This is a genomic window from Flagellimonas alvinocaridis (genome assembly GCF_965248585.1).
GTDB classification, from domain to species: domain Bacteria; phylum Bacteroidota; class Bacteroidia; order Flavobacteriales; family Flavobacteriaceae; genus Flagellimonas; species Flagellimonas alvinocaridis.
Genome location: NZ_OZ252111.1, coordinates 2,687,178 through 2,709,519 on the forward strand (window position 1 = coordinate 2,687,178; position 22,342 = coordinate 2,709,519).

Genomic DNA, 22,342 nt, shown 5'->3' on the forward strand with positions numbered 1-22,342 from the left:
AAAAACAAAAAATCCCGTTCCAAAAATGAAACGGGATACTTTATATGTTCTATTCAAGAGCCTATACTTCCTCTTGGTCCCTCAAGCCTTGAATGTACTGTGCTTTCTGGATCTCAGCTCTACGCTGCACGGAAGGTTTAGTGAACTGCTGTCTGCTTCTCAACTGACGCATGGTCCCTGTCTTATCAAACTTACGCTTGAAACGCTTTAAAGCTCTATCGATGTTTTCTCCTTCTTTTACTGGTATAATTAACATGGGCTACAACCTCCTTTCTTTTATAATTCTGGAGTGCAAATATACACCTAAATACTATTTAACAAACAAATTACTTTAGAATATTTCTGGAAATCACCACTTTTTGGATTTCCGTGGTACCTTCCCCTATGGTACAAAGCTTGGAGTCACGATAAAACTTCTCCACTGGGAAATCTTTGGTATATCCATAACCTCCATGGATTTGAACCGCCTCATTGGCCACTTTGACACACACTTCCGATGCGTACATTTTGCACATGGCCCCGAGTTTGGTCATAGGCCGACCCTCATTTTTCAGGAACGCTGCTTTATGGAGCAATAGTTCCGAAGCCTCAATTTCCGTGGCCATATCTGCCAATTTAAAGGATATACCTTGAAATTCACAAATAGGCTTGCCAAACTGAGTTCGTTCTTTGGAATACTTCAAAGCAGCCTCATATGCACCTTTGGCCACTCCCAAGGATAGTGCTCCAATGGAAATCCTTCCTCCATCCAACACCTTCATGGATTGGATAAAACCATCCCCTACTGCTCCCAACCTGTTTGCATCGGGTATCCTACAATCTGAAAATATAAGTTCTGCGGTTTCACTTGCCCGCATTCCCAACTTGTCTTCTTTTTTACCACTGGTGAATCCTTTGGTTCCCTTTTCCACAACAAAGGCTGTCATTCCATGGCTATCCCCTTTTTCTCCAGTACGTGCTATCACTACGGCAATATCACCACTCTTTCCATGGGTAATAAAATTTTTGGAACCATTTAAAATCCAATGATCTCCATCTTTCACTGCCGTGGTGTTCATACCACCGGCATCAGAACCTGTATTGTGTTCCGTTAGTCCCCAAGCTCCCAACCATTCGGCAGTTGCCAATTTAGGAATCCACCTTTGTTTTTGCTCTTCGTCACCAAAACTCAAGATATGGTTGGTACATAGGGAATTATGAGCTGCTACCGACAAGCCAATAGACGGGTCGACTTTGGAAATTTCTTCCAAAATGGCAATATATTCATGATATCCCAGTCCAGAACCTCCCAATTCCTCTGGAACCAAAATCCCCATAAATCCCATTTCGCCAGCTTTTTTAAAAACCTCAATAGGAAAAGTTTGGGCTTCGTCCCATTCCATGACATGGGGAAAAATATACTGCTGGGCAAATTCCCGGGCAGACTCAGCAACCATTTTTTGGGTCTCCGAATAATCAAAGTTCATAGTATACAAGGTATCTGTAACCATTCGTGCAATTTTATAGGGTCAAATATAGCTTAATTCTCCCAATCCTTTCCGCAGGCAATACCTTTAGGTTGCTTAATTCGTCCAATGCACCAAATGCCCCGTTCTCCTCCCGATACCGAACAATGGCATGGGCCATATCAGTAGTTATATAGACCAGTTTTGACAATTCTTCCACTGTGGCGGTGTTTATGCTGATTTTTTTGACGGCGGGCGGTTGATGCACTTGAAAACGCTCCATGGCACGCTGTACCACTTCCGGCTCCAAGCCATATACATCATAAAGCTGTTCAGTGACCAAAAATCCACCCAGCCTGTCCCGAAACTTGACAATTCTCTGTGAAAGTTTTGGCCCTATACCATTTACGTCCATCAATTCTTCAGGAGTTGCCCTGTTAAGGTCAGTAACCTCAACAGGTTTCTCTTCAATAGGATGAAAGCGCTTTTTCGAATCATCCTTTTTATCCCAATTGGGAAACTTAAAGTATGGCGACATGGTTTCCAACAGGGAATCTGAAACTTGGGTCACTTGTTGAAACTCTTGCGCCGAATTCACAAACCTTCCCTTGGCCCGGAAGGCAAATAATTTATCCAATTCTTTTGACGACATTCCCAAGACATACCCTTTGTGGTCGGTGATATAATTTGGATTGAACGGAAAAATTTTCAAGGTGCTGATTTGACTTTCCTGCTTTAAGCTATCCAGTCTGGATTGGGCATCGGTATTGATCGCAACCCTTGTATTGCCGTTAAACGGTTTCGCTTTTATGTAGAAAAATATCCCTTGAAGGATAAAAATAATTAGCAACAAAAAAAAGATTCCACTTCGTTCTTGCTTGTTGAACCGGAAGTGGAATCCCTTTTTTTCCAATTGAAATAGTATCAGTAGACCTTATTAATGGCCTTCGTATATCTTTTTAATTCATCCTTCACCCTTGGGAACAGGATAAGTAGCCCCACCATATTTGGGAATACAAGTGCCAAAATCATGGCATCGGAGAATTTAATGACCGCATCCAAAGTGGCCGCAGCTCCAATCACCACGAATAACAAGAACAGTATTTTGTAAGCTATATCCGCGGTCTTGCCCCTTCCAAAGAGATACTTCCAGGATTGGAGTCCATAGTAAGACCATGAAATCATAGTAGAGAAGGCAAACAAGACGATAGCAATAGTAAGCACATATCTAAATCCAGGTATTACAGAATCATAGGCCATTGAGGTCAAATCCACGCCTCCAATATAAGTACCGGACTCATTGATCAAAACTGTACTTCCAACTGCATTTCCATAATCGAAAGCCCCAGCATCCATATTAAAAAAGATAATCACCAAAGCGGTCATTGTACAGATAACAACCGTATCAATAAAAGGTTCCATAAGTGCCACCAATCCTTCAGAAGCTGCATACTTGGTTTTCACCGCGGAGTGGGCAATAGATGCAGAACCAGCACCTGCCTCATTGGAAAAAGCCGCTCGTTGAAATCCAACTATGATTACTCCCAAAATACCCCCCAGACCTGCTTCTGGTGTAAATGCTCCAGCAAAAATCATTGAAAATGCATCTCCAATATACTTGATGTTGGCAAAAATGATGATCAAAGAAGCAATGACATAGATTACAGCCATAAACGGAACTATCTTTTCGGTTACACTAGCAATCTTTTTGATACCCCCAATAATCACAATTCCTACCAAAACAGCCAATACAATCCCTATGACCACACCAACTGCTCCACCTTCTAAATTAAACATGGTGGACAACTGTACCGCAGCTTGGTTGGATTGAAATGCGTTTCCACCTCCGAACGAGGCACCAACGCACAATATGGCAAAAATGACAGCCAATATTTTCCCTAGGCTTTTAAGCCCCTTTTTCTCAAGACCTCTTGACAAGTAGTACATAGGACCACCATGAACCACTCCATTATCGTCAACATCCCTGTATTTTACCCCAAGAGTACATTCCACAAATTTGGTTGACATCCCTATTAATCCACAGATAATCATCCAAAAGGTAGCCCCGGGACCACCAAGTGCAATAGCTACGGCAACACCAGCTATGTTTCCTAAGCCGACTGTTCCTGAAACCGCAGTTGCCAGTGCCTGAAAATGGCTTACCTCCCCTTCTTCGCTTTCATCGCGAATGGTATCTGGGATATCACCATCATCAGTCATGTGCAATTCCACTTTTTCAAGACCGTACATTTCAACTTCCTCATATTTGCCCCGCACCACGTTGATGGCCAACGGAAACTTTAAAATGTTGGGGAATTTGAAATAAATTGTAAAAAATGTCGCTCCAAAAACCAACAAAATAAGAACAATGGGCACGTTGTACTGTCCTACTGGTATCGATGTAAGGACGAATCCTTCCCACCAAACAGCAAAAGGCATGAATGCGTCGTTTACACGCTCATCCAAGCCTTTCTTTGTAGCTTCTTGTGCAAAAGTTGATAGTGGCAACAATAAGGTTAAAACTGAAAGAAGTTTATACTTCATAAATGAGTTTTTGATTATTTGATTTGATGTAATTCGGGCAATATCATAAAAAAAATTTACGCAGAAAAATTTAATGATCTTTTAACTATCCTATTCGAAACATTTGGTTGAGTTTTCGTATTTGTTCCGGCCTACCCAATACAATCACCTTGCTTTTGGGTTGAAGCACCACATCTGCTTCTGGGTTGATGATATATTCACCATCGGGAGCTATGTACCCTATTATAGTGCAACCTGTTTTTCTGCGCAGATCCAAATCACGTATGGAACTGCAATCCATTTGGTTGGTAAACTCCTCGATCTCCACTTCTTCCAAATTGGTGGTATGTTCGCCTTCCACGGATAGTTTATCCATAAAAGTGATCAAATCGGGCATGACCACCAGCGATGCCATATGGTCTCCCCCTATCTTATCGGGCATGATTACCTTGTCCGCTCCCGCAAACTCCAATTTTTTTAACGAGGTCACCTGGGAAGCCCTACTTATAATGAAGAGTTGTTTGTTCAATTGCCGGGCAGAAAGTACAATGAACAGGTTGGCAGCATCATCGGGCACGGCGGTGATTAGGTATTGGGCCTTTTCTATGCCTGCTTGCAATAAGATATCGTCCTCATTGGCATCGCCTTCCACGAACAAGATCTCATTTTCGTAACGCTCAATAACTTCCTTGTCCCGTTCTATTACCACAAAAGGTTTGTTGTAAGCCATCAGCTTTTCTGCCGCCTGCATGCCATTTCTACCAAAACCGCAGACCACTACATGTTTTGAGAGACTTTCTATCTGTTTTCTCACTTTTTTCTTTTTTAACAGCTCCAAGGAGCTTCTTCCCAAAATATATTCCGTGACCACCGATATGGCAAAAGCAAAAATAAAAACACTGGTCACAATTAAAATTACAGTAAAAATCTTTGCATCGGCATCCAAGGGCCTCACTTCTGAAAACCCAACAGTTGTAACCGTGATTATGGTCATGTAGAGGGCTTCAATCCAAGTATAATCTGATATTAACCGATAGCCCACTACGCCGAACAATAGAACCAACACCATTAAAGACAGGGCCAATACTATTTTTGAGCGCAGGAGTCGTATCATATTTTACAGATCAAAAACCGAGGTTCTCTTGGTGTAGACCAAATCCTTGATCTTTAACCAAAATGCAATAAAGAGGTAGAGGGCAAAACCAAATCCCAAGGTAACAAAGGTGAGATATATAAAAGTGGTACGCACCACTCTGGCACGAATGCCCAAGCGTTCCGCTATGCGCCTGCAGACCTCAAAACCCCTTTTTTGGAAATAGTACAGCGTATCGTAGAATAAAGCCATGGCTAAAATTATGTATTTCTGTTCAATAAATGGACGCCCAATGCGCATTGAAGACATTTATTTTTTGAGCAGTATTGGGTGTGTAGTTGAATTTTGGCCTGACTTTCAAGTGCATTTTCAGTGGAGCTACCTAAACTTGTGAATCCATCTACAATGGTGTTTTTTTCCTTTCCAATTTGTGAAATCAAAGAAATTAGCTCATCGTTCACATCTTTGCCCATATGTTTTGCATGACAAAATTTGAGGGGGACCACGGTGTTTATGACCAACAAATCGATAAAACTTTTGGAAAGCCTTTTTTGACTCTTCTTGGATTCTTTACCAAAGGTATAATGGTTTTCCCAGTAGGTGGCTACACCTATATGGAAGCTCTTATAAAAATCCTGCAAATCTTCAAGCTCCATGAGATGGGAGAAAAGATGCTGCTGTTTTACGTAAAGATGCGCCAATTGTGATATTCTTATGGTAGGAAAATTGGCAGGACGCAATCCATAAAAATCAGGCTTTCCCAAAGCTGATGACAAGCCAAATTTTCTGGTCAGATATTGATACTCCTTTTTGAGATGCAAATAATATTGGTCCGGGAAATCATCCATGTGCAAAAGTCCAAAGTGCCCAAATAGCAGGCTTTCAAGTTGCCACCATTCACCACTTGCTTTTCTGACTATGGAAAAATCCAGCTTTTGGGCTTGCTCCAGAAAATATTTACCATTGACCTTGGTCCCAAAATTCTTGGCCAATAGGGTAAACAGCACCCCTTCCCAATCGCTGTTGGACTTTTGAAGAAGTTCAAAAATGAAATTGGATTTTTGTTCTAGGCGTTCAATATAGAGCCTATGGAGCCAATTTTCTACCAAGAAAGTATCAATTCCGCTAAAATCCTTTTCACAATTGATAAATTTCGGTCTTGCATTTTCCAATAGATTCCTATACCGACTCAGCAACCCAGCAGATATATAATTTTTAACCTCCAAAGTACAAATTGGCGACCCATCTTTCCGAAAAATGGAAACATCGTCTTCCCAAACCACATGTAGAATAACATTGTCATAGTTTGGGTCAATCTCATGATGATGGGCATACCAATCCGAGGATTTCAGATGGATTTCCACATTGCCCACCCAGGTTTGCGAACCGATTTCCACTCTGGCATTGAAAAAATCTGGACCTGCATACTGATTTGGGACTCCCGGGGCCTTAATGTATATGGCTTCGTTGGCAGTTGAGGTAAGTTGTCTTCCATGAAGCTTTTTTTGCCCCCATATAAAATGGAGCAAGTCTTCCTTCATGCCGACAATATACTAAATTGGCCAACATTTTTGGGATAATCTAAAAAAAGGTGATTTTGTCAGCCTTGGTTACTCGGCCACCTCACCTTCCCAATTCATGAATCCTCCTTCAAGATTATAGGTGTTTTCAAAGCCAATACTGTTCATAATCGCGCAGGCCTGTCCGCTTCGGTTACCCGATCTACAATAAACGTAGTAATTCTTGGATTTGTCCAATTCCTCAAGCTCATCAATAAACTCCTGACCTAAATAAATGTCTATTTTGATGGCATTTGGAATATACCCTTCTTCAATTTCTTCTGGGGTCCTGACATCCAAAATAACGGCATTGTCATCATTTTCCAATTGCTCTGTCCACTCTTCTTGTGATAAATCCATAATTGCTATAGGTTTAGATTCTGCAAAAATAAAAATCCGAAGCGTTACTCCGGATTTCAATACTATAAATTTTGTTTGGTTTTATTGAATACCGCATCCAATGGCCTTTGTGGTCTTGGTTTTGATTTCCTTTCCAGCCAACAGGGCATCCACCGCATTCTCAACAAATTTTTCCTCTACCTGGGACGCATCACGATAGTTGTCGTCAATGGCACCAATATACTTCACCACATTACCACGGTCTGTTTTTTCCAGTAAAAAAACATGTGGTGTTCGTGTGGCGCCGTATTGAGGGTATATGGTTTGGCCTTCATCAAACAAGTAGGGGAATGAAAAATTCTTTTCCGCAGCACGGGCCTTCATTTTCTCAAAACTATCACCCGGTTTGGCTGCCGGATCATTTGGGTTGATGGCAATTACAGGAAATCCTTTAGGTTTGTACTTGGCGTCAAGGGCATTTATCCGATCTTCGTAAGCTACTGAATATGGGCAGGTATTACAAGTGAAAATGACCAAATAGCCCTTGGCGTCATCAAAATCTGAGAGGGAGACCATGTTTCCATCTATGTTCTTGAGCGAAAAATCTGTTGCAACGTCACCAATCCCATATCCATCAACATCAAGGTTGGAAGATACTGTAAAGGCTCCCAAGGACAGAATCAATACAAACCATCCAAAAATCTTAATTGTTCCCATGACATTTAGTTTAAGAATTTGTTCAACTCTTCATTTAATTCCTCGTAGGTGAAACCTTTTTCATAAAAGTTTCTTTTCTCCTTATTATATATTAAGGTAGCCGGTATGCCTCCTCCCCACTCTTCAGATACTTTGGGGATCCATTCGTTTTGTTTGGGATCGTCCAAAATGACCACTTTGGATTTTAAGCCTTTCTTTTCCACAAAAGGCTCCAATCTGGACTTCCACATATTGGGCATATCCAAACTGACCAACAACACTTCCACATTGTTATCTTTTTGCTCTGCATTGATTCGTTCAAAATAAGGCAGCTCCACTATACAGGGTTTGCACCAGGTAGCCCAAAAGTTTATAATATAGGTCTTACCATCATCTTTATGTAAAAGTGGTTCAAACTCTTCAAAATCATAGACAGGGAATTTTACATCCTCATTCTTGTTAGTTTGCACCAGCGCATAATCCTGTGGCTCAGAAAGATTTTCTGCGGACCCTTTTTCCGTTTTGTTTCCACACCCCAGAGCAATAGACAACACCAATACAATCATCAATACCAAGTTCTTCATTATCTGACTTTTAACCTATTAAATTTACAAATTGTAACTGCCTTCATTTCTGTTTTAACAAAAATTTATCTGTCTAGTCAAAGGTAGAAACAAAAAATCAACATACATTTGTATATACAAATATTGTTTATACATGAATGTTGAGGAAATCATAAAGACAGCCAAGAAAATGCCGTTGGAGACGCGAACGTTGATTCACATCACCCTGATTCACAACAAAATCTATGAACATGTGGGAAATGCTTTAAAGCCTTTTGAGGTTTCGCTCCAACAATTTAACGTGTTGCGCATTCTTAGAGGACAGAAAGGCAAGCCGGCCAACTTGTCCACACTAAACGAACGGATGGTGACCAAGATGAGCAATACCACCCGGTTGGTTGACAAACTTTTGGCCAAGGGATATGTTGATCGCTGCGTGTGTCCATCAAACCGACGCAAGGTCGAAATTTTGATTACCGAAAGTGGTTCCCAAGCTTTAACCCAAATGGATAAAGTAGTGGCCGAGACCGAAAATGAAATCGTTCAACATTTCTCAAAACAAGAATTGGAACAATTAAACCTCTTATTGGATAAATTTTAATACAATGAACAACATTTTAGAACATAGAACATGGCGGTACGCCACCAAAAAATTTGATGCATCAAAAAAAATATCGCATCAAGATCTTGAGACACTATTGGAAGCAACGCGTTTGAGTGCCTCTTCCTATGGTTTGCAACCGTATCACGTATTTGTGATCACCGATCCCGAAATCAGGGAAAAACTAAAACCCGTTTCTTGGAACCAGACTCAAATCACGGATGCATCGCACCTTATCGTGTTTGCCCATGCAACGGATTTTGGCGAGGAGTTGGTAGATGATTTCATTACCAATCTGAGTGATACAAGGGATATTCCTTTGGATGGCCTCAATGGCTATGCAGAGATGATGAAATCCAACTTGTTGGGCCTACCCACCGATGTGAAAGCCAGCTGGGCGGGAAAACAAGTGTACATCGCTTTAGGCAACGCCTTGCAGGCTGCTGCGGAACTGCAAATAGACACCTGTCCCATGGAAGGTTTTCAACCGGAAGAATACAACAGAATCTTGGGCCTTACAGATAAAAATCTAAATGCGGCTGTAGTATTGGCAGTAGGCTACCGATCCCAAGAGGATGAAACCCAACATTTGCCAAAGGTCAGAAAATCAAAAGAGGAATTATTCACCCATATATAATCGTAACATTTAAAAACAAAAATTAAACACAATCATGAAAAAGACAGTTTTAAGCTTGGTATTGACCACAATCATCGGTGCATCCGCAATGGCAAACCCCATTGAAAAGGAAACCAAAACCGTTAAGGCCGAAGAAAGCAATGTAACCTGGAAAGCCTATAAAGTTGCCGGTTCCCATACCGGGACCGTAAAATTGCAATCCGGTGCCTTGGAATTTGACGGCGACAAACTGGTAGGCGGTGAGTTTGTAGTGGACATGACCTCTATAAATACCACTGACCTGGAAGGCGACTATAAGAACAAATTGGACGGACACTTAAGTTCGGCTGATTTCTTTTCCACTGAAAATAATCCAACATCAAAATTAGTGTTCACCAAAGTAAAATCCTCGGGAAAAAATAGCTATGAAGTTACTGGTGACCTAACCATAAAAGGCATTACAAAGCCTGTTACTTTTGATGTATCTGTTTATGGAAGCAAAGCCACTGCCACTTTGAAAGTAGATAGGACCAAGTACGACATCAAGTACAGCTCTGGTCTTATTGGCACAGCAAAGGACAAATTGATTTATGATGAATTTGATTTGGTAGTTGATTTGCAGATGTAATCAGCTCATGTTTAGTGTGTGGGAATCCCGTTTAAGACTGTCTTGGACGGGATTTCCAATTTTAAAACAAATCTTTGTTTGCCGGTTAAATTTTCCTTTCTATATTTGAAGCAATGAATCACAGAATTGCAAATACTTGGTGGTGGATCAACTTACTTCGAAAGTCGTGAGCTAAGTCCCCATTATAACCATACAAGAGGCTTGTCATCACGACAGGCCTTTTTCTTTTTTAAGACATTGGTTTTAGTTTCCGCGAAGGCGGAAATCTTAATAATTGAAAATGAGTTTTTATGTCTATATCATATCAAACAAGAAAATGGGAACTATTTATATAGGCTACACAAATGATTTAAAAAAGAGAATGTACAGACATAAACATGGTGTTGGAAGCAAGTTTGCGAGCAGATATAAGCTTAAAACATTGGTGTATTACGAAAAATTCAATTTTCCAATGCCAGCCATCAGAAGAGAGAAACAATTAAAAAAGTGGAATAGGAACTGGAAAATAAATCTGATAAACGATTTTAATCCAAATTGGGAAGATTTAACCTATTTCTTTAATTAACCAAAAATAGCTTTCCACCTCTGTGGAAATAGAAATGAAAATGAAGTATACTTTAAAAACCCATTACAAAAAAATCCTGGCAGACACCATTACCCCGGTGAGCGTCTACCTGAAAATTCGGGACAAGTTCCCCAACAGCATCCTTTTGGAAAGTAGCGATTACCATGCCAACGACAACAGTTTTTCATATATCTGCTGCAATCCCATTGCCTACATCAAAGTGGAAAATGAAACCATAACCCAAAGGTTTCCTGACGGTTCCAAAGATATTACCCCGATCACACCCGAAACCGATGTCACCGAGGTGATACACCACTTCGGACAGCAATTTTCGGTGACCCAAAACGGGTTCAAGTTTATCAATAATGGCCTTTTTGGCTATATGGCCTACGATGCGGTCCGCTATTTTGAGGATGTGAAAGTTTCTAAAAAAGAGGATTCCGTCAGTATACCGGATATTTACTACGCCGTATATCAGAACATCATTGCCATAAACCATTTTAAGAACGAAGCCTATCTTTTTGCCCATTGTTACAACACCCAAAGCAATGTGGACGAAATAGAACAACTTTTTAATGTTCGGAACTTTGCTTCCTACAATTTCACCAAAGAGGGCGAACCCAAATCCAACCTAAAGGACGAGGAGTACAAAGAACATGTGGAGCTGGCCAAAAAGCACTGTCAGCGTGGGGATGTGTTCCAATTGGTTTTGTCCCGAAGGTTCACCCAAAAATTCAAAGGGGACGAATTCAATGTATATCGGGCCCTACGCTCCATCAACCCCTCCCCGTACCTTTTCTATTTTGATTATGGCAACTTTAAGATCTTTGGCAGCTCGCCCGAAGCACAATTGATCGTAAAGGACGGAAAAGCCGAAATCCATCCTATTGCCGGCACCTACAAACGTACCGGAAATGATGAAAAAGATGCCGAACTGGCCAAACAATTGGCCCAGGACGATAAGGAGAACAGCGAACATGTGATGCTGGTAGACTTGGCCCGGAACGACCTCAGCCGCAATGGAAATACCGTAAATGTGGACACGTATCGAGAGGTGCAATATTTCTCCCATGTGATCCACTTGGTATCGAAGGTCACTGCGGAAAAAAAACAGGACATCACTACCATGAAAGTGGTGGCCGATACCTTCCCTGCGGGGACCTTGAGCGGTGCGCCCAAGCATATGGCCATGCAACTCATTGAAAAATATGAAAAAACAAGTAGGGCCTATTATGGTGGTGCCATTGGCTTTATGGATTTCAAGGGCAATTTTAACCATGCCATCATGATCCGCACCTTTTTGAGCAAAAACCATGAACTGCACTATCAAGCTGGGGCAGGATTGGTAGCAGCTTCCAACCCCGACGACGAACTACAGGAGACCTATAACAAATTGGGCGCATTGAACAAAGCCCTTGAAATTGCAGAAACCATCTGATCATGGGAAGAAAGATTTTAATGATTGACAATTACGATAGCTTCACCTATAACTTGGTGCATTATCTGGAAGATTTGGATTGTGAGGTCACTGTAAAACGGAACGACCAGCTTACTTTGGATGAAGTGGAACCCTTTGACCTTATAGTATTGTCCCCTGGGCCCGGGATTCCAGATGAAGCCGGACTGCTCAAGGAAATTATCAAGACCTACGCCCCTACGAAACGAATTTTTGGGGTGTGTCTGGGGCAACAAGCCATTGGTGAAGTGTTTGGAGGGAGCTTGATCAACCTCGATCAAGTGTACCACGGAGTGGCCACCACCATCACGGTGACCCAAGATGACCCTATTTACACAGGATTGCCCAAAGAACTCCAAGTAGGGAGGTATCATTCTTGGGTAGTGGACCCCAATCTACCCGAGGAACTGGAAACCACATCGGTGGATGAAAATGGACAGATCATGTCGCTTCGTCATAAAAAATACGATGTGACCGCCGTACAGTTTCACCCAGAATCCGTACTCACCCCAGAAGGAAAACAAATGCTAAAAAATTGGTTGGATAGCAAATAGATTTGAGATATGGGATTTTAGTAGTGAGAAGCATCCCAATACTCACTTCTAATATCTAAATACTAAAAGAATGAAAGAGACATTAAATAAACTTATCAATCACGAGATACTGCCCAAGGAAGAGGCCAAACAGATTTTGGTGAACATTGCCAAAGGCGATTACAACACCTCTCAAATTGCGGCATTTCTTACCGTATATATGATGCGAAGCATCACCATTGAAGAACTGGAAGGCTTCCGGGACGCCCTCTTGGAGCTTTGCTTGGCCGTGGATCTATCCGATTACGACCCCATTGACCTTTGTGGAACGGGTGGTGATGGTAAGGACACCTTCAATATCTCCACACTGGCTTCGTTTGTAACAGCCGGAGCCGGAGTAAAAGTGACCAAGCATGGCAATTATGGGGTTTCCTCAAAATGTGGGAGCAGCAATGTGATGGAATTCTTGGGAATCAAGTTCAGTAATGAGGCTGATTTCTTGAAGAAATCCATTGAGGAAGCGGGTATTTGTGTGCTGCACGCCCCTTTGTTCCACCCCGCCATGAAAAATGTGGCCCCCATCCGAAGGGAACTGGCCGTAAAGACCTTTTTCAACATGTTGGGGCCCATGGTAAACCCCGCTTTCCCTAAAAACCAGATGGTGGGTGTGTTCAATTTGGAGTTGGCCCGAATGTATGGCTACCTCTACCAGAACACCGATAAAAAATTCACGGTGTTGCATGCCTTGGATGGGTATGATGAGATTTCCTTGACTGGGGACACCAAAACCATTTCAAACAATTCAGAAAGCATGTTGACCCCTGCGGATTTTGGTGTGACCAAAATTTCGCAATCAGAGATCACCGGAGGTGAGGACATTGCTGCATCGGCACAGATATTTTTGGATGTATTGCACGGCAAAGGCACCGAAGCACAGAACAATGTGGTCTGCGCCAATGCAGGAGTGGCCATCGCCACCGTGGAAAATAGTACCCCAAAGGCCGGTTTTGAAAAAGCCAAAGAAGCTCTGTTGGGCGGCAAGGGATTGGAAGCTTTGAAAAAATTGCAGGAATTGAGTAAAAACTAGCTGTCATGTCGAACGAATGTGAGACATCTCTACAAAAAAGATTTCTCAATCGCTTCGTTCATTTCGAAATGACAAATAACAACTTATGAACATTCTAGATAAAATAGTAGCCGATAAACACAAGGAGGTCGATTTGAAAAAATCGTTGATCACTCCTTCACAATTGGAGCAATCCGTATTGATGGAACATACCTCCGTCTCCTTGGCCGCTGCCTTGAGAAACAGCGCCACCGGCATCATTGCGGAACACAAGCGCCGTTCACCCTCCAAATCGGTCATCAATCAAGGTTTAAATGTACAGGATGTGGCCATGGGGTATGAAACGGCAGGTGTATGCGGCATGTCGGTTTTGACCGATGGCAAATATTTTGGGGGCTCCTTGGACGATTTGATCTTGGCCCGTGCTTCGGTGAACATGCCCCTGCTTCGCAAAGAGTTCATTATTGACCAATACCAGATTTTGGAGGCCAAAGCCCATGGTGCCGATGTTATTTTGCTGATTGCGGCCATTTTGGACCGGGAAGAGATCAAAACCTTTTCGGAAATGGCAAAAAGTTTGGGCTTGGATGTGCTCTTGGAAGTACACAATGAAGAGGAGCTGCAAAAATCCATCATGCCCAGTCTGGACATGCTTGGGGTAAACAATCGGAACCTAAAAACCTTTGAAGTAAGCTTGGAGACCAGCAAATCCCTTTCGGAGCAGATTCCCAACGATTTTGTAAAGGTTTCTGAAAGCGGTATCAGTTCGGTGGAAGCCATAAAGGACCTGCAAACCTATGGTTACCAAGGTTTCTTGATCGGGGAGAATTTCATGAAAACGGATGATCCTGGAGAGAGTGCTAATAAATTTATAAATGAATTAAATAGATAAAGTCATTTCGAACTGTCAGATTGAGCACAGTCGAAATCAAAGTGAGAAATCTGATTTGAGATTCCTCAATCACTTCGCTCATATCGGAATGACAAAAAAAGTAAACTATGAAACTAAAGGTCTGCGGCATGAACCAAAACCCCCTAGAGGTGTCCCAATTGCAACCCGACTATCTGGGCTTCATTTTTTGGGAACCTTCCTCGCGCGCCTTTGAAGGTGAAATGCCAAACTTGCCCAAATCCATCAAAAAAGTAGGGGTTTTTGTGGATGCCTCTTTGGATGAAGTTTTGGAAAAAGTCGTACAATACCAATTGGATGCCGTACAACTGCATGGCAAGGAAAGTGTGGAATTTTGTGATGCTTTACGTCATGCTGAACTGGTTTCAGCATCACATAAGGATGAGACCCCGAAACAAGTTCGGGGTGACGGGATGGAGATTATCAAGGTTTTTTCTATCAAGGACAATTTTGATTTCTCCGTTTTGAAAGATTACGAAGGGGTATGCGATTATTTCTTGTTCGACACCAAAGGCAAACTACCCGGTGGAAACGGTTATACCTTTGAGTGGTCCATCTTGGAAAACTATCCATCTACCAAACCCTTCTTTTTAAGTGGGGGCATTGGTTTGGAATCCGTGGAAAAATTGAAAGAATTCATGAACAGTACGGCCTCCACATACTGTTACGCCATCGATGTAAACAGTAGATTTGAATTGGAACCCGGACGAAAAGATATCACAACATTGAAAGTGTTTCAAGAATCACTTTCTGAATTTTAACCAAATAAACAATTGCCTAAAACGGGTAATTGAGAATTGATAACTGATAATTGTAAATTGATATGAGCTATCACGCTGATGAAAGGGGCTATTATGGTGAGTTTGGGGGTGCCTATATCCCAGAAATGCTCTACCCCAATTGCGAGGAACTCCGGCAAAACTATCTCCGTATCATGGCGGAGCCTTCCTTTCAGGAAGAATTCCATCACTTGTTGAAGGATTATGTGGGCCGGCCCACTCCACTCTATTTTGCCAAACGACTTTCCGAAAAATACAACACCAAAATCTACCTGAAACGGGAAGACCTTTGCCATACTGGGGCACACAAGGTCAACAACACCATTGGCCAGATTTTGATGGCCAAAAAATTGGGCAAAAACCGAATCATTGCCGAGACCGGCGCTGGTCAGCATGGGGTGGCAACGGCCACCGTCTGTGCCCTTATGGGCATCAAGTGTGTGGTGTATATGGGTGAAATCGATATTGCCCGGCAAGCACCCAATGTGGCCCGTATGAAAATGTTGGGGGCCGAGGTGCGTCCGGCTCTATCGGGTAGTAGAACCCTTAAGGATGCTACCAACGAAGCCATCCGCGATTGGATCAACAACCCGGTGGATACCCATTACATTATCGGTTCGGTGGTGGGACCCCACCCCTACCCAGACATGGTGGCCCGGTTTCAGTCCGTGATTTCGGAAGAAATCAAATCCCAACTTTTGGAAAAAGAAGGCCGTAAAAATCCCGATTATGTAGTGGCCTGTGTGGGCGGTGGAAGTAATGCTGCGGGAGCTTTCTATCATTACTTGGATGAACCCGAGGTAGGTATCATTGCCGTTGAGGCCGCCGGGAAAGGTATCCATTCGGGAGAGAGTGCCGCTACCTCAGCACTTGGCAAAGCGGGCATCATCCATGGCAGTAAGACCTTGCTGATGCAAACACCGGATGGACAAATCACCGAACCGTATTCCATTTCCGCTGGACTGGACTATCCGGGTGTTGGACCTCTGCATGCCCATTTATATGTTTCGGGAAGAGGTGAGTTTATTTCCATTACCGATGATGAGGCCATGAAGGCAGGATTGGGGCTCTGTGAGCTGGAAGGTATCATTCCTGCTATCGAGTCATCCCACGCACTCGCCATTTTTGAGGATAGGAAGTTCAAAGAAGATGATGTTGTGGTGGTAAACCTATCTGGACGAGGCGATAAGGACCTACAGAATTACATAGATTATTTTGGACTTTAGATGATAGACAGTAGAACCAAGACCTATTTTCACAATCTTATGTCTCACATCTCAAATCTCATTTTATGAACAGAATCAAACAAAAACTACAAGAGGATAAAAAGATTCTCTCCATCTATTTCACTGCAGGTTATCCCAAACTGGATGATACCGTGAAAATCATCGAGGATCTGGAGAAAAACGGAGTGGACCTTATTGAAATTGGATTGCCCTTTAGCGATCCCTTGGCGGATGGCCCTACCATTCAGGAAAGTTCAACCATTGCCCTTAAAAATGGCATGCATACCGAACTACTCTTTGAGCAACTCAAGGATATAAGGGAAACCGTTTCCATTCCCTTGATCATCATGGGCTATTTCAATCCAATATTTCAATACGGCGTGGAGGCCTTTTGCCAAAAATGTAAGGACATAGGTATTGATGGGCTTATTTTGCCCGACCTACCGTTGGATGTATACCAAGAGGAATACGAGACCATCTTTAAAAAATATGGATTGATCAATGTGTTTTTGATCACCCCCCAAACCAGTGAAGTACGGATCAGGGCCATTGACAAGGCTTCGGACGGATTTATTTATATGGTCAGTTCTGCCAGTACAACTGGGGCCAAATCGGGTTTTGGAGCTGAACAGACCCAATATTTTGACCGTGTCGCTGCAATGGAACTGAACAATCCCCAAATTGTGGGCTTTGGCATCAGCAATGCAGAAACCTTTGATCAGGCCACAAAAAACACCAAAGGAGCGATTATTGGTTCGGCCTTCATCAAACACTTGACCCAAAATGGAGTGGATCATATAAGTGATTTTGTAAATCAAATTCGTTAATTTTCGTGTTCAAAAAACAACCTGAAAATCACTATGAAAAAAGCTGTCTTTTTCCTTTTCACCATATGCACCTTTTCTATTTTTGCCCAAGATGAAGTAGCCATAAAAAGTCAAGTAGCCCATGCCATTACAGAGCTTAGGGAATTTATTGCTATTCCCAATGATGCCCTCAATGCCGATGATATTGAGGATAATGTCCTTTGGCTCAAACGAAAATTCAGTGAACGTGGCTTCAATACCGCCGTACTGGAAACGGAAAATATGCCCTTGTTCTTTGCAGCTCTGCCTGTTGAGGACAACAAACCCACCATGCTCATCTATATGCATTTTGATGGGCAGTCCGTAGACCCTTCCAAATGGGACCAACCCAATCCGTACCAAGTTGTGCTAAAGGCCCCGGATGGGGATGGGTTCAAAACGGTTTCTTTTGACGAGTTGAATGATGACATCAACTATGACTGGCGACTTTTCGGGCGTTCCACATCGGATGACAAATCACCCATTGTTATGTTGTTGAATACCATTGACCTGCTTAAAAAAGAAGGGGCTGAAATTCCATTTAACGTCAAGGTCATTCTGGATGGTGAGGAAGAAAAAAGCAGTCAACCTTTGCCCAAAGCGGTAAAGCAATACCGTGAATTGTTGGAGGCCGACTTTTTGGTCATTGCCGACGGCCCTGTACATCCATCGGGAGACCCTACTGTTGTCTTTGGATGTCGCGGCATAACCACACTTACCCTAACTACCTATGGCCCGGTAAAGCCACAACATAGTGGCCATTATGGGAATTATGCCCCCAATCCAGGGTTTCAGTTGGCCCAGTTGTTGGCCAGTATGAAAGATGCGGATGGCAAAGTGACCATTTCAGGGTATTATGATGGCATTTCCATAGATGAGCCCACCATGGCCATATTAAAGAGTGTACCGGACAGTGATGCGGAGATATCGGACAAACTACAGTTCAAATCTGCCGAACAAGTAGGTAGTTTTTACCAAGAAGCCCTACAATATCCTTCTTTGAACATCCGCGGGATGGGGTCGGGTTGGATTGGGGAAAAGGCACGTACCATTGTGCCGGAAAGTGCCACAGCGGAGCTTGACCTTCGATTGGTGGTGGAAACAGATGGCAACCGTCTTAAAAAATTGGTGAAGGACCATATTGCCCAACAAGGGTATCAGGTTTTGGACCATGTACCGACCAAGGCAGAGCGAATGGCCCATGAAAAAGTGGTCACCGTAACCGAGGAAAGTGTCACAGACGCCTTCCGAACTGATTTGGACAACCCATATGGCCAATTTTTGGTGAAAACCATGAGAGATACTTTTGGAAAGGATGTCATTCAAATCCGGACCACGGGAGGAACTGTCCCTATTGCACCGTTCATCAACGAATTAAAGATTCCTGCATTCATTGTTCCCATGGTAAACCCGGACAACAACCAGCACAGTCCCAATGAGAACTTAAAAATTGGGCAGTTGGCATATGGCATAAAAACCTTTTACGGAATCCTTACCACTAAGATGGACTAAAAAACTCCCTATACTGCATTACCCTGAAATCAACCGTATTGAATTCGGGGTTCTTGCTTTTGAGTTCTTTGTACAGGGGCAGACTGCCCACAGCTCGGTTAGCCGCCCCTGAAGGTGCGGTGAGGGAAACCGTCTTAATAGTTCTCGACTGCGCTCGAACTGACAATGAACTTGTGGTGAGAGGCAATTCCAACTCATGGATTCTTGGCACCTCATTGGAAATAACTTTCAATTTCAAATTATGTTCTTTCAATAGTCTCCTGAAAAAGTATTCGGGGCCATTTTTGCTATTTCCTCCTGTAAACAAAAGGGTTTCAATATTGGGATATTCCTTCAAGTACCCTAATAAATCGCGAAGTACCACATTCTGCATCCCCAAATCCGAGGCATCTATTTTTTCCCGTTCCGCACTATGGACAATATCACAGACCCCTATTCTCTGTTCCAACAAAAAGGTTTTACGCTGTTCAACAGCCTCTGCGGTGGTTTCATACTTGAGTCCCAAATTGAAAATCCGGTCCAAAATGGGCCACAACATTCCATTGCAGCTCCCGTAGCAAAAGTCTACATCCTCTGGCTTTAACTCACCCGTGGTAAATCTTGGCGGGGGCAAGGTCCCCACTATCAGTTTGGTGGCCTCTGGAAATAGGAAAGGCTCATAGGGGTGTGTATGCAGAAATGACTTTGAACTCAATACTCCATATTTTGAACTCAAAAAAAGGGTTAATCCTTAGGCCGAGTTCCTACTGGCATTAATATTACCGTACAGTGATCTGGTCACTATCTTTTCGTACAACTCCTTGAATTCCGAGTTTTGGGTAATATGGTACAAGGCATTTTGTTGAATGACCAACAAAGGGAGTACAATCTTTTCCCTGATCTTCACGGATTCCCTCGAAACTTCCTCGTCCTCCATCAAAATCTTTTGTCCTGAAATCTGAAGCAGCATTTTTTGCGATAATTGAAATTCGCTGTGCAAAATATCCCAAAACGCACCAAACTCAGGATCTTCCTTCATGTAGCTGGTCAGGTCAAAATTGGTTTTGGCCAAGGACATCATACTATTGTGCATCAGCGCCCTAAAGAAGGGCACTTCCTTGTACAATTTTTTGATTTCGCCGAGCTTGCCTTCCTGCTTGAGCTTTTGGATGGCCGTTCCCAATCCAAAATACCCGGGGACGTTTTGTTTCAATTGGCTCCATGATCCCACAAAAGAGATGGCACGCAAATCGGATAACGTGAGTTGTTTTTTATTCCCTCGCTTGCCCGGTCTACTACCAATGTTAGCCTTGGTATAATATTTTAAAGTACTACGGTGTTCCAAATACGGAATGAACTTTTCATGCTGTTTCAACGCATCATATTTGGCGAAACTCAATTCTGAAAGCTCCTCTATCAATTTGCGCTGCGCCGCCGTAATGGTATGTTCCTTTCCGAAAAGGTTGTTACGGAGACCAGCGGTGAGCAATTGTTCGGAATTGTGCTTGAACTGCTCTTTGGTACCATAGGTACTGGTTATGGTCTGACCCTGGATGGTAAGTTGAATTTCATGGTTGGCCACATCCTTGGTCTGGGCGGCATAGAACCTGTGGGTCTTTCCTCCTCCACGCGCTGGTGGCCCTCCCCTACCATCAAAGAAAATGGCTTTGATCCCATTCTTCTTACAAACCTTACTCAAGGTTTCCTTGGTCTTTAGTATGGACCAGTTGGCCTTGAGGTAACCCCCATCCTTTGTACCGTCCGAAAAGCCCAACATAATGGTATGGGTCTCATTTCTTCGCTCCAAATGCTCCCTATATTTTGGGATATGGAACAAGGTCTGCATCACCTCTTCCGAAGCTTCCATTCCTTTCATGGTCTCGAATAGGGGGATGATATCAAAAGTGATGTCCTTTTCATCCCAACCGCTCCATCGGAACAGGCCAAACACGAACAAGACGGCAAAAATATCCTCCGAGTTACTGATAATATATCGATTACAGCCTTCTTCCCCATTTTTCTGCTGGATATCCTTCAACTGTTGGATATTTAGAATGGTATCTTTTACAATCTCCTCGTCGTAGTCATTGGGGTTAAGCTGCAAGTCTTTGTGAAGCAACCACTGTACCAATTCCTCTTCCCGAAGCTCTTCAAGATTATCCTTGATAGCGCCCTGCTGTTTCAAGATGGTTTCTATGACCAATTTGTGTTTGCTATGATCCTGACGGATGTCCAAAGTGGCAAAATGCGTCTTGAAGATGTGTACCTTATCAATCAAATGGTCCAAACGATCCAAATACAGTTCGTGGTAGTCTGCTACCAACTTTTCCCTGATACTGTAAAGACTTTGTATGATCTCTTCATAGCCAATGTGCACATCGGCATTGAACATGGCATTGTACAGCTTTTCACTAAGCTGGTTGATATCTTCTTGAAGTCCTTTGAATGTCAGTTTTTTTCTTAGATCCTTTAATTCATTGTAATAACACTTCATTAAGGTGAGCCTTAACTCATCAGCAACCTTGCGGGTAATGTCCGCGGTCACATACGGGTTTCCATCACGGTCACCACCGGGCCAAAAGCCCAGTTTGATAATATTGTAATTCTCAAATTCGGCATCCCTAATGTTACGTTTCACATATTGGTATAGCTCCCCAACCGCATCGTAATAGGTGTTCCGTAAAATGTATATGATGTTCTTGGCCTCATCCAAAGGAGTGGGTTTCTTGGCATTCACCAAAGAGGTAAGACCCAATTGCTGCAAAGTCACATCAATATCGTAAATCCGGTCATTGTCTATGAGCGACCGCAATTCCGCAATAATATCCAAAACTGCAGGGGTATAAAACTGCGTTGGGTGTGCCGTAAGTACTATCCTGGCACTGAACGTGGAAAGCTTTTTGGAAGCCTTGTCCCAATTCTTTGTCCGATTGACCAACTCAAAATAATCCTTAATGGTCAACGAATTGCTGTATTTCTGGAGCTCTGGAAAAGCAGAATCCTCAACACTATCGTACAATACTACCTGTCGCTCCACGTATTGGATGATACGGAACATCAAATCCAATCGCTCCTGCTCATCCTTGATTCCAGCAAAATTGGTAAAAAAGACCTCCAAGATTTCTTGGGGATCCTTTCCTGCTTTCAATCCCTTTTCACATTGATCCAACAGGAGCGGAATAAGCATCCCCACATTTTCCACATCTTTATAGGGCAGGCTCAGAAAGAGGCTGTTGTAGATATTGAACTTGTTGGTAACCGATTTTTTAAATTCTTCTAACCGTTTGGACTGCTGCATGTAGTTTCGGTGTTTTTCTATTTAATTTGATTGAATTCCCAAAGGTCGTGATAAATGCCAAACCTTGGGATTAAATTTAGGTGTATCACAATTTAGGAGATGTGCTCCAT

The 22,342-nt window shown here is 42.7% G+C and carries 24 protein-coding genes; 12 read left to right on the forward strand and 12 right to left on the reverse strand.

Features of this window, described 5'->3' with window-relative positions:
• Nucleotides 1-61 precede the first annotated feature (61 nt).
• The 10 genes from rpsU to ACP14V_RS12075 form a co-directional block, all read right to left on the reverse strand.
• The gene (gene rpsU, locus ACP14V_RS12030; RefSeq protein WP_119642038.1) at nt 62-256 is read right to left on the reverse strand and encodes a 30S ribosomal protein S21; all 195 of its coding nucleotides are present in this window, start codon (nt 254-256) and stop codon (nt 62-64) included.
• Between the two features lie 70 nt (nt 257-326).
• Complete coding sequence (locus tag ACP14V_RS12035) at nt 327-1,466, reverse strand: acyl-CoA dehydrogenase family protein (protein ID WP_272609297.1); 1,140 nt, start codon at nt 1,464-1,466, stop codon at nt 327-329.
• Between the two features lie 34 nt (nt 1,467-1,500).
• Nucleotides 1,501-2,358: a ComEA family DNA-binding protein gene (locus ACP14V_RS12040; protein ID WP_272608128.1), complete on the reverse strand. Its 858-nt coding sequence runs from the start codon at nt 2,356-2,358 to the stop codon at nt 1,501-1,503.
• A gap of 11 nt (nt 2,359-2,369) precedes the next feature.
• Nucleotides 2,370-3,989, reverse strand: coding sequence for an alanine/glycine:cation symporter family protein (locus tag ACP14V_RS12045; RefSeq protein ID WP_272608130.1), 1,620 nt, complete (start codon nt 3,987-3,989; stop codon nt 2,370-2,372).
• Between the two features lie 85 nt (nt 3,990-4,074).
• Entirely contained in the window at nt 4,075-5,082 is a 1,008-nt protein-coding gene (locus ACP14V_RS12050; protein ID WP_272608131.1) for a potassium channel family protein, read from the reverse strand.
• A 3-nt stretch (nt 5,083-5,085) separates the two neighbouring features.
• Nucleotides 5,086-5,313, reverse strand: a complete 228-nt coding sequence (locus ACP14V_RS12055) for a PspC domain-containing protein (protein ID WP_116217522.1) — start codon at nt 5,311-5,313, stop codon at nt 5,086-5,088.
• 8 nt (nt 5,314-5,321) lie between these two features.
• Nucleotides 5,322-6,602, reverse strand: a complete 1,281-nt coding sequence (locus tag ACP14V_RS12060; protein WP_272608135.1) for a DUF2851 family protein — start codon at nt 6,600-6,602, stop codon at nt 5,322-5,324.
• 69 nt (nt 6,603-6,671) lie between these two features.
• On the reverse strand, nt 6,672-6,983 hold the full coding sequence (locus ACP14V_RS12065; protein ID WP_136566604.1) for a rhodanese-like domain-containing protein: 312 nt from the start codon (nt 6,981-6,983) through the stop codon (nt 6,672-6,674).
• Nucleotides 6,984-7,061: 78 nt separating this feature from the next.
• Nucleotides 7,062-7,676: a thioredoxin family protein gene (locus ACP14V_RS12070; protein ID WP_272608137.1), complete on the reverse strand. Its 615-nt coding sequence runs from the start codon at nt 7,674-7,676 to the stop codon at nt 7,062-7,064.
• 5 nt (nt 7,677-7,681) lie between these two features.
• Entirely contained in the window at nt 7,682-8,239 is a 558-nt protein-coding gene (locus ACP14V_RS12075; protein ID WP_272608139.1) for a TlpA disulfide reductase family protein, read from the reverse strand.
• 133 nt (nt 8,240-8,372) lie between these two features.
• On the opposite strand from ACP14V_RS12075, the gene ACP14V_RS12080 reads away from it, so the two are divergent.
• The 12 genes from ACP14V_RS12080 to ACP14V_RS12135 all read left to right on the forward strand — a co-directional run bounded on the left by ACP14V_RS12080 (nt 8,373) and on the right by ACP14V_RS12135 (nt 18,955).
• On the forward strand, nt 8,373-8,819 hold the full coding sequence (locus ACP14V_RS12080) for a MarR family winged helix-turn-helix transcriptional regulator (RefSeq protein WP_272608141.1): 447 nt from the start codon (nt 8,373-8,375) through the stop codon (nt 8,817-8,819).
• 4 nt (nt 8,820-8,823) lie between these two features.
• On the forward strand, nt 8,824-9,456 hold the full coding sequence (locus tag ACP14V_RS12085) for an NAD(P)H-dependent oxidoreductase (RefSeq protein ID WP_272608143.1): 633 nt from the start codon (nt 8,824-8,826) through the stop codon (nt 9,454-9,456).
• Between the two features lie 34 nt (nt 9,457-9,490).
• On the forward strand, nt 9,491-10,063 hold the full coding sequence (locus ACP14V_RS12090; protein ID WP_272608145.1) for a YceI family protein: 573 nt from the start codon (nt 9,491-9,493) through the stop codon (nt 10,061-10,063).
• A gap of 280 nt (nt 10,064-10,343) precedes the next feature.
• Entirely contained in the window at nt 10,344-10,628 is a 285-nt protein-coding gene (locus ACP14V_RS12095) for a GIY-YIG nuclease family protein (protein ID WP_272608146.1), read from the forward strand.
• 40 nt (nt 10,629-10,668) lie between these two features.
• Entirely contained in the window at nt 10,669-12,066 is a 1,398-nt protein-coding gene (locus ACP14V_RS12100) for an anthranilate synthase component I family protein (protein ID WP_272608147.1), read from the forward strand.
• A 2-nt stretch (nt 12,067-12,068) separates the two neighbouring features.
• Nucleotides 12,069-12,638, forward strand: a complete 570-nt coding sequence (locus ACP14V_RS12105) for an anthranilate synthase component II (RefSeq protein ID WP_272608148.1) — start codon at nt 12,069-12,071, stop codon at nt 12,636-12,638.
• Between the two features lie 70 nt (nt 12,639-12,708).
• A complete protein-coding gene (gene trpD, locus ACP14V_RS12110; RefSeq protein ID WP_272608150.1) occupies nt 12,709-13,704 on the forward strand; it encodes an anthranilate phosphoribosyltransferase in 996 nt (331 codons plus the stop codon).
• A gap of 85 nt (nt 13,705-13,789) precedes the next feature.
• Nucleotides 13,790-14,575, forward strand: coding sequence for an indole-3-glycerol phosphate synthase TrpC (trpC, locus tag ACP14V_RS12115; protein WP_272608152.1), 786 nt, complete (start codon nt 13,790-13,792; stop codon nt 14,573-14,575).
• 107 nt (nt 14,576-14,682) lie between these two features.
• Nucleotides 14,683-15,354 (forward strand): phosphoribosylanthranilate isomerase, encoded by a 672-nt coding sequence (locus tag ACP14V_RS12120; RefSeq protein WP_272608154.1) that lies wholly within the window; start codon nt 14,683-14,685, stop codon nt 15,352-15,354.
• Nucleotides 15,355-15,416: 62 nt separating this feature from the next.
• Nucleotides 15,417-16,598, forward strand: coding sequence for a tryptophan synthase subunit beta (trpB, locus tag ACP14V_RS12125; protein ID WP_272608156.1), 1,182 nt, complete (start codon nt 15,417-15,419; stop codon nt 16,596-16,598).
• Between the two features lie 65 nt (nt 16,599-16,663).
• On the forward strand, nt 16,664-17,425 hold the full coding sequence (trpA, locus tag ACP14V_RS12130) for a tryptophan synthase subunit alpha (protein ID WP_272608158.1): 762 nt from the start codon (nt 16,664-16,666) through the stop codon (nt 17,423-17,425).
• A 33-nt stretch (nt 17,426-17,458) separates the two neighbouring features.
• Nucleotides 17,459-18,955 carry a M20/M25/M40 family metallo-hydrolase gene (locus ACP14V_RS12135; RefSeq protein ID WP_272608159.1) on the forward strand — a complete coding sequence of 499 codons (1,497 nt, stop codon included), beginning with the start codon at nt 17,459-17,461 and terminating at the stop codon, nt 18,953-18,955.
• Here ACP14V_RS12135 and ACP14V_RS12140 read toward each other — a convergent pair.
• Both ACP14V_RS12140 and ACP14V_RS12145 read right to left on the reverse strand, forming a co-directional pair.
• Nucleotides 18,942-19,649, reverse strand: coding sequence for a uracil-DNA glycosylase family protein (locus ACP14V_RS12140; protein ID WP_272608160.1), 708 nt, complete (start codon nt 19,647-19,649; stop codon nt 18,942-18,944). The two genes, ACP14V_RS12135 and ACP14V_RS12140, sit on opposite strands and share 14 nt — an antisense overlap.
• A gap of 36 nt (nt 19,650-19,685) precedes the next feature.
• Complete coding sequence (locus tag ACP14V_RS12145) at nt 19,686-22,232, reverse strand: phosphoenolpyruvate carboxylase (RefSeq protein WP_272608162.1); 2,547 nt, start codon at nt 22,230-22,232, stop codon at nt 19,686-19,688.
• Nucleotides 22,233-22,342 lie beyond the last annotated feature (110 nt).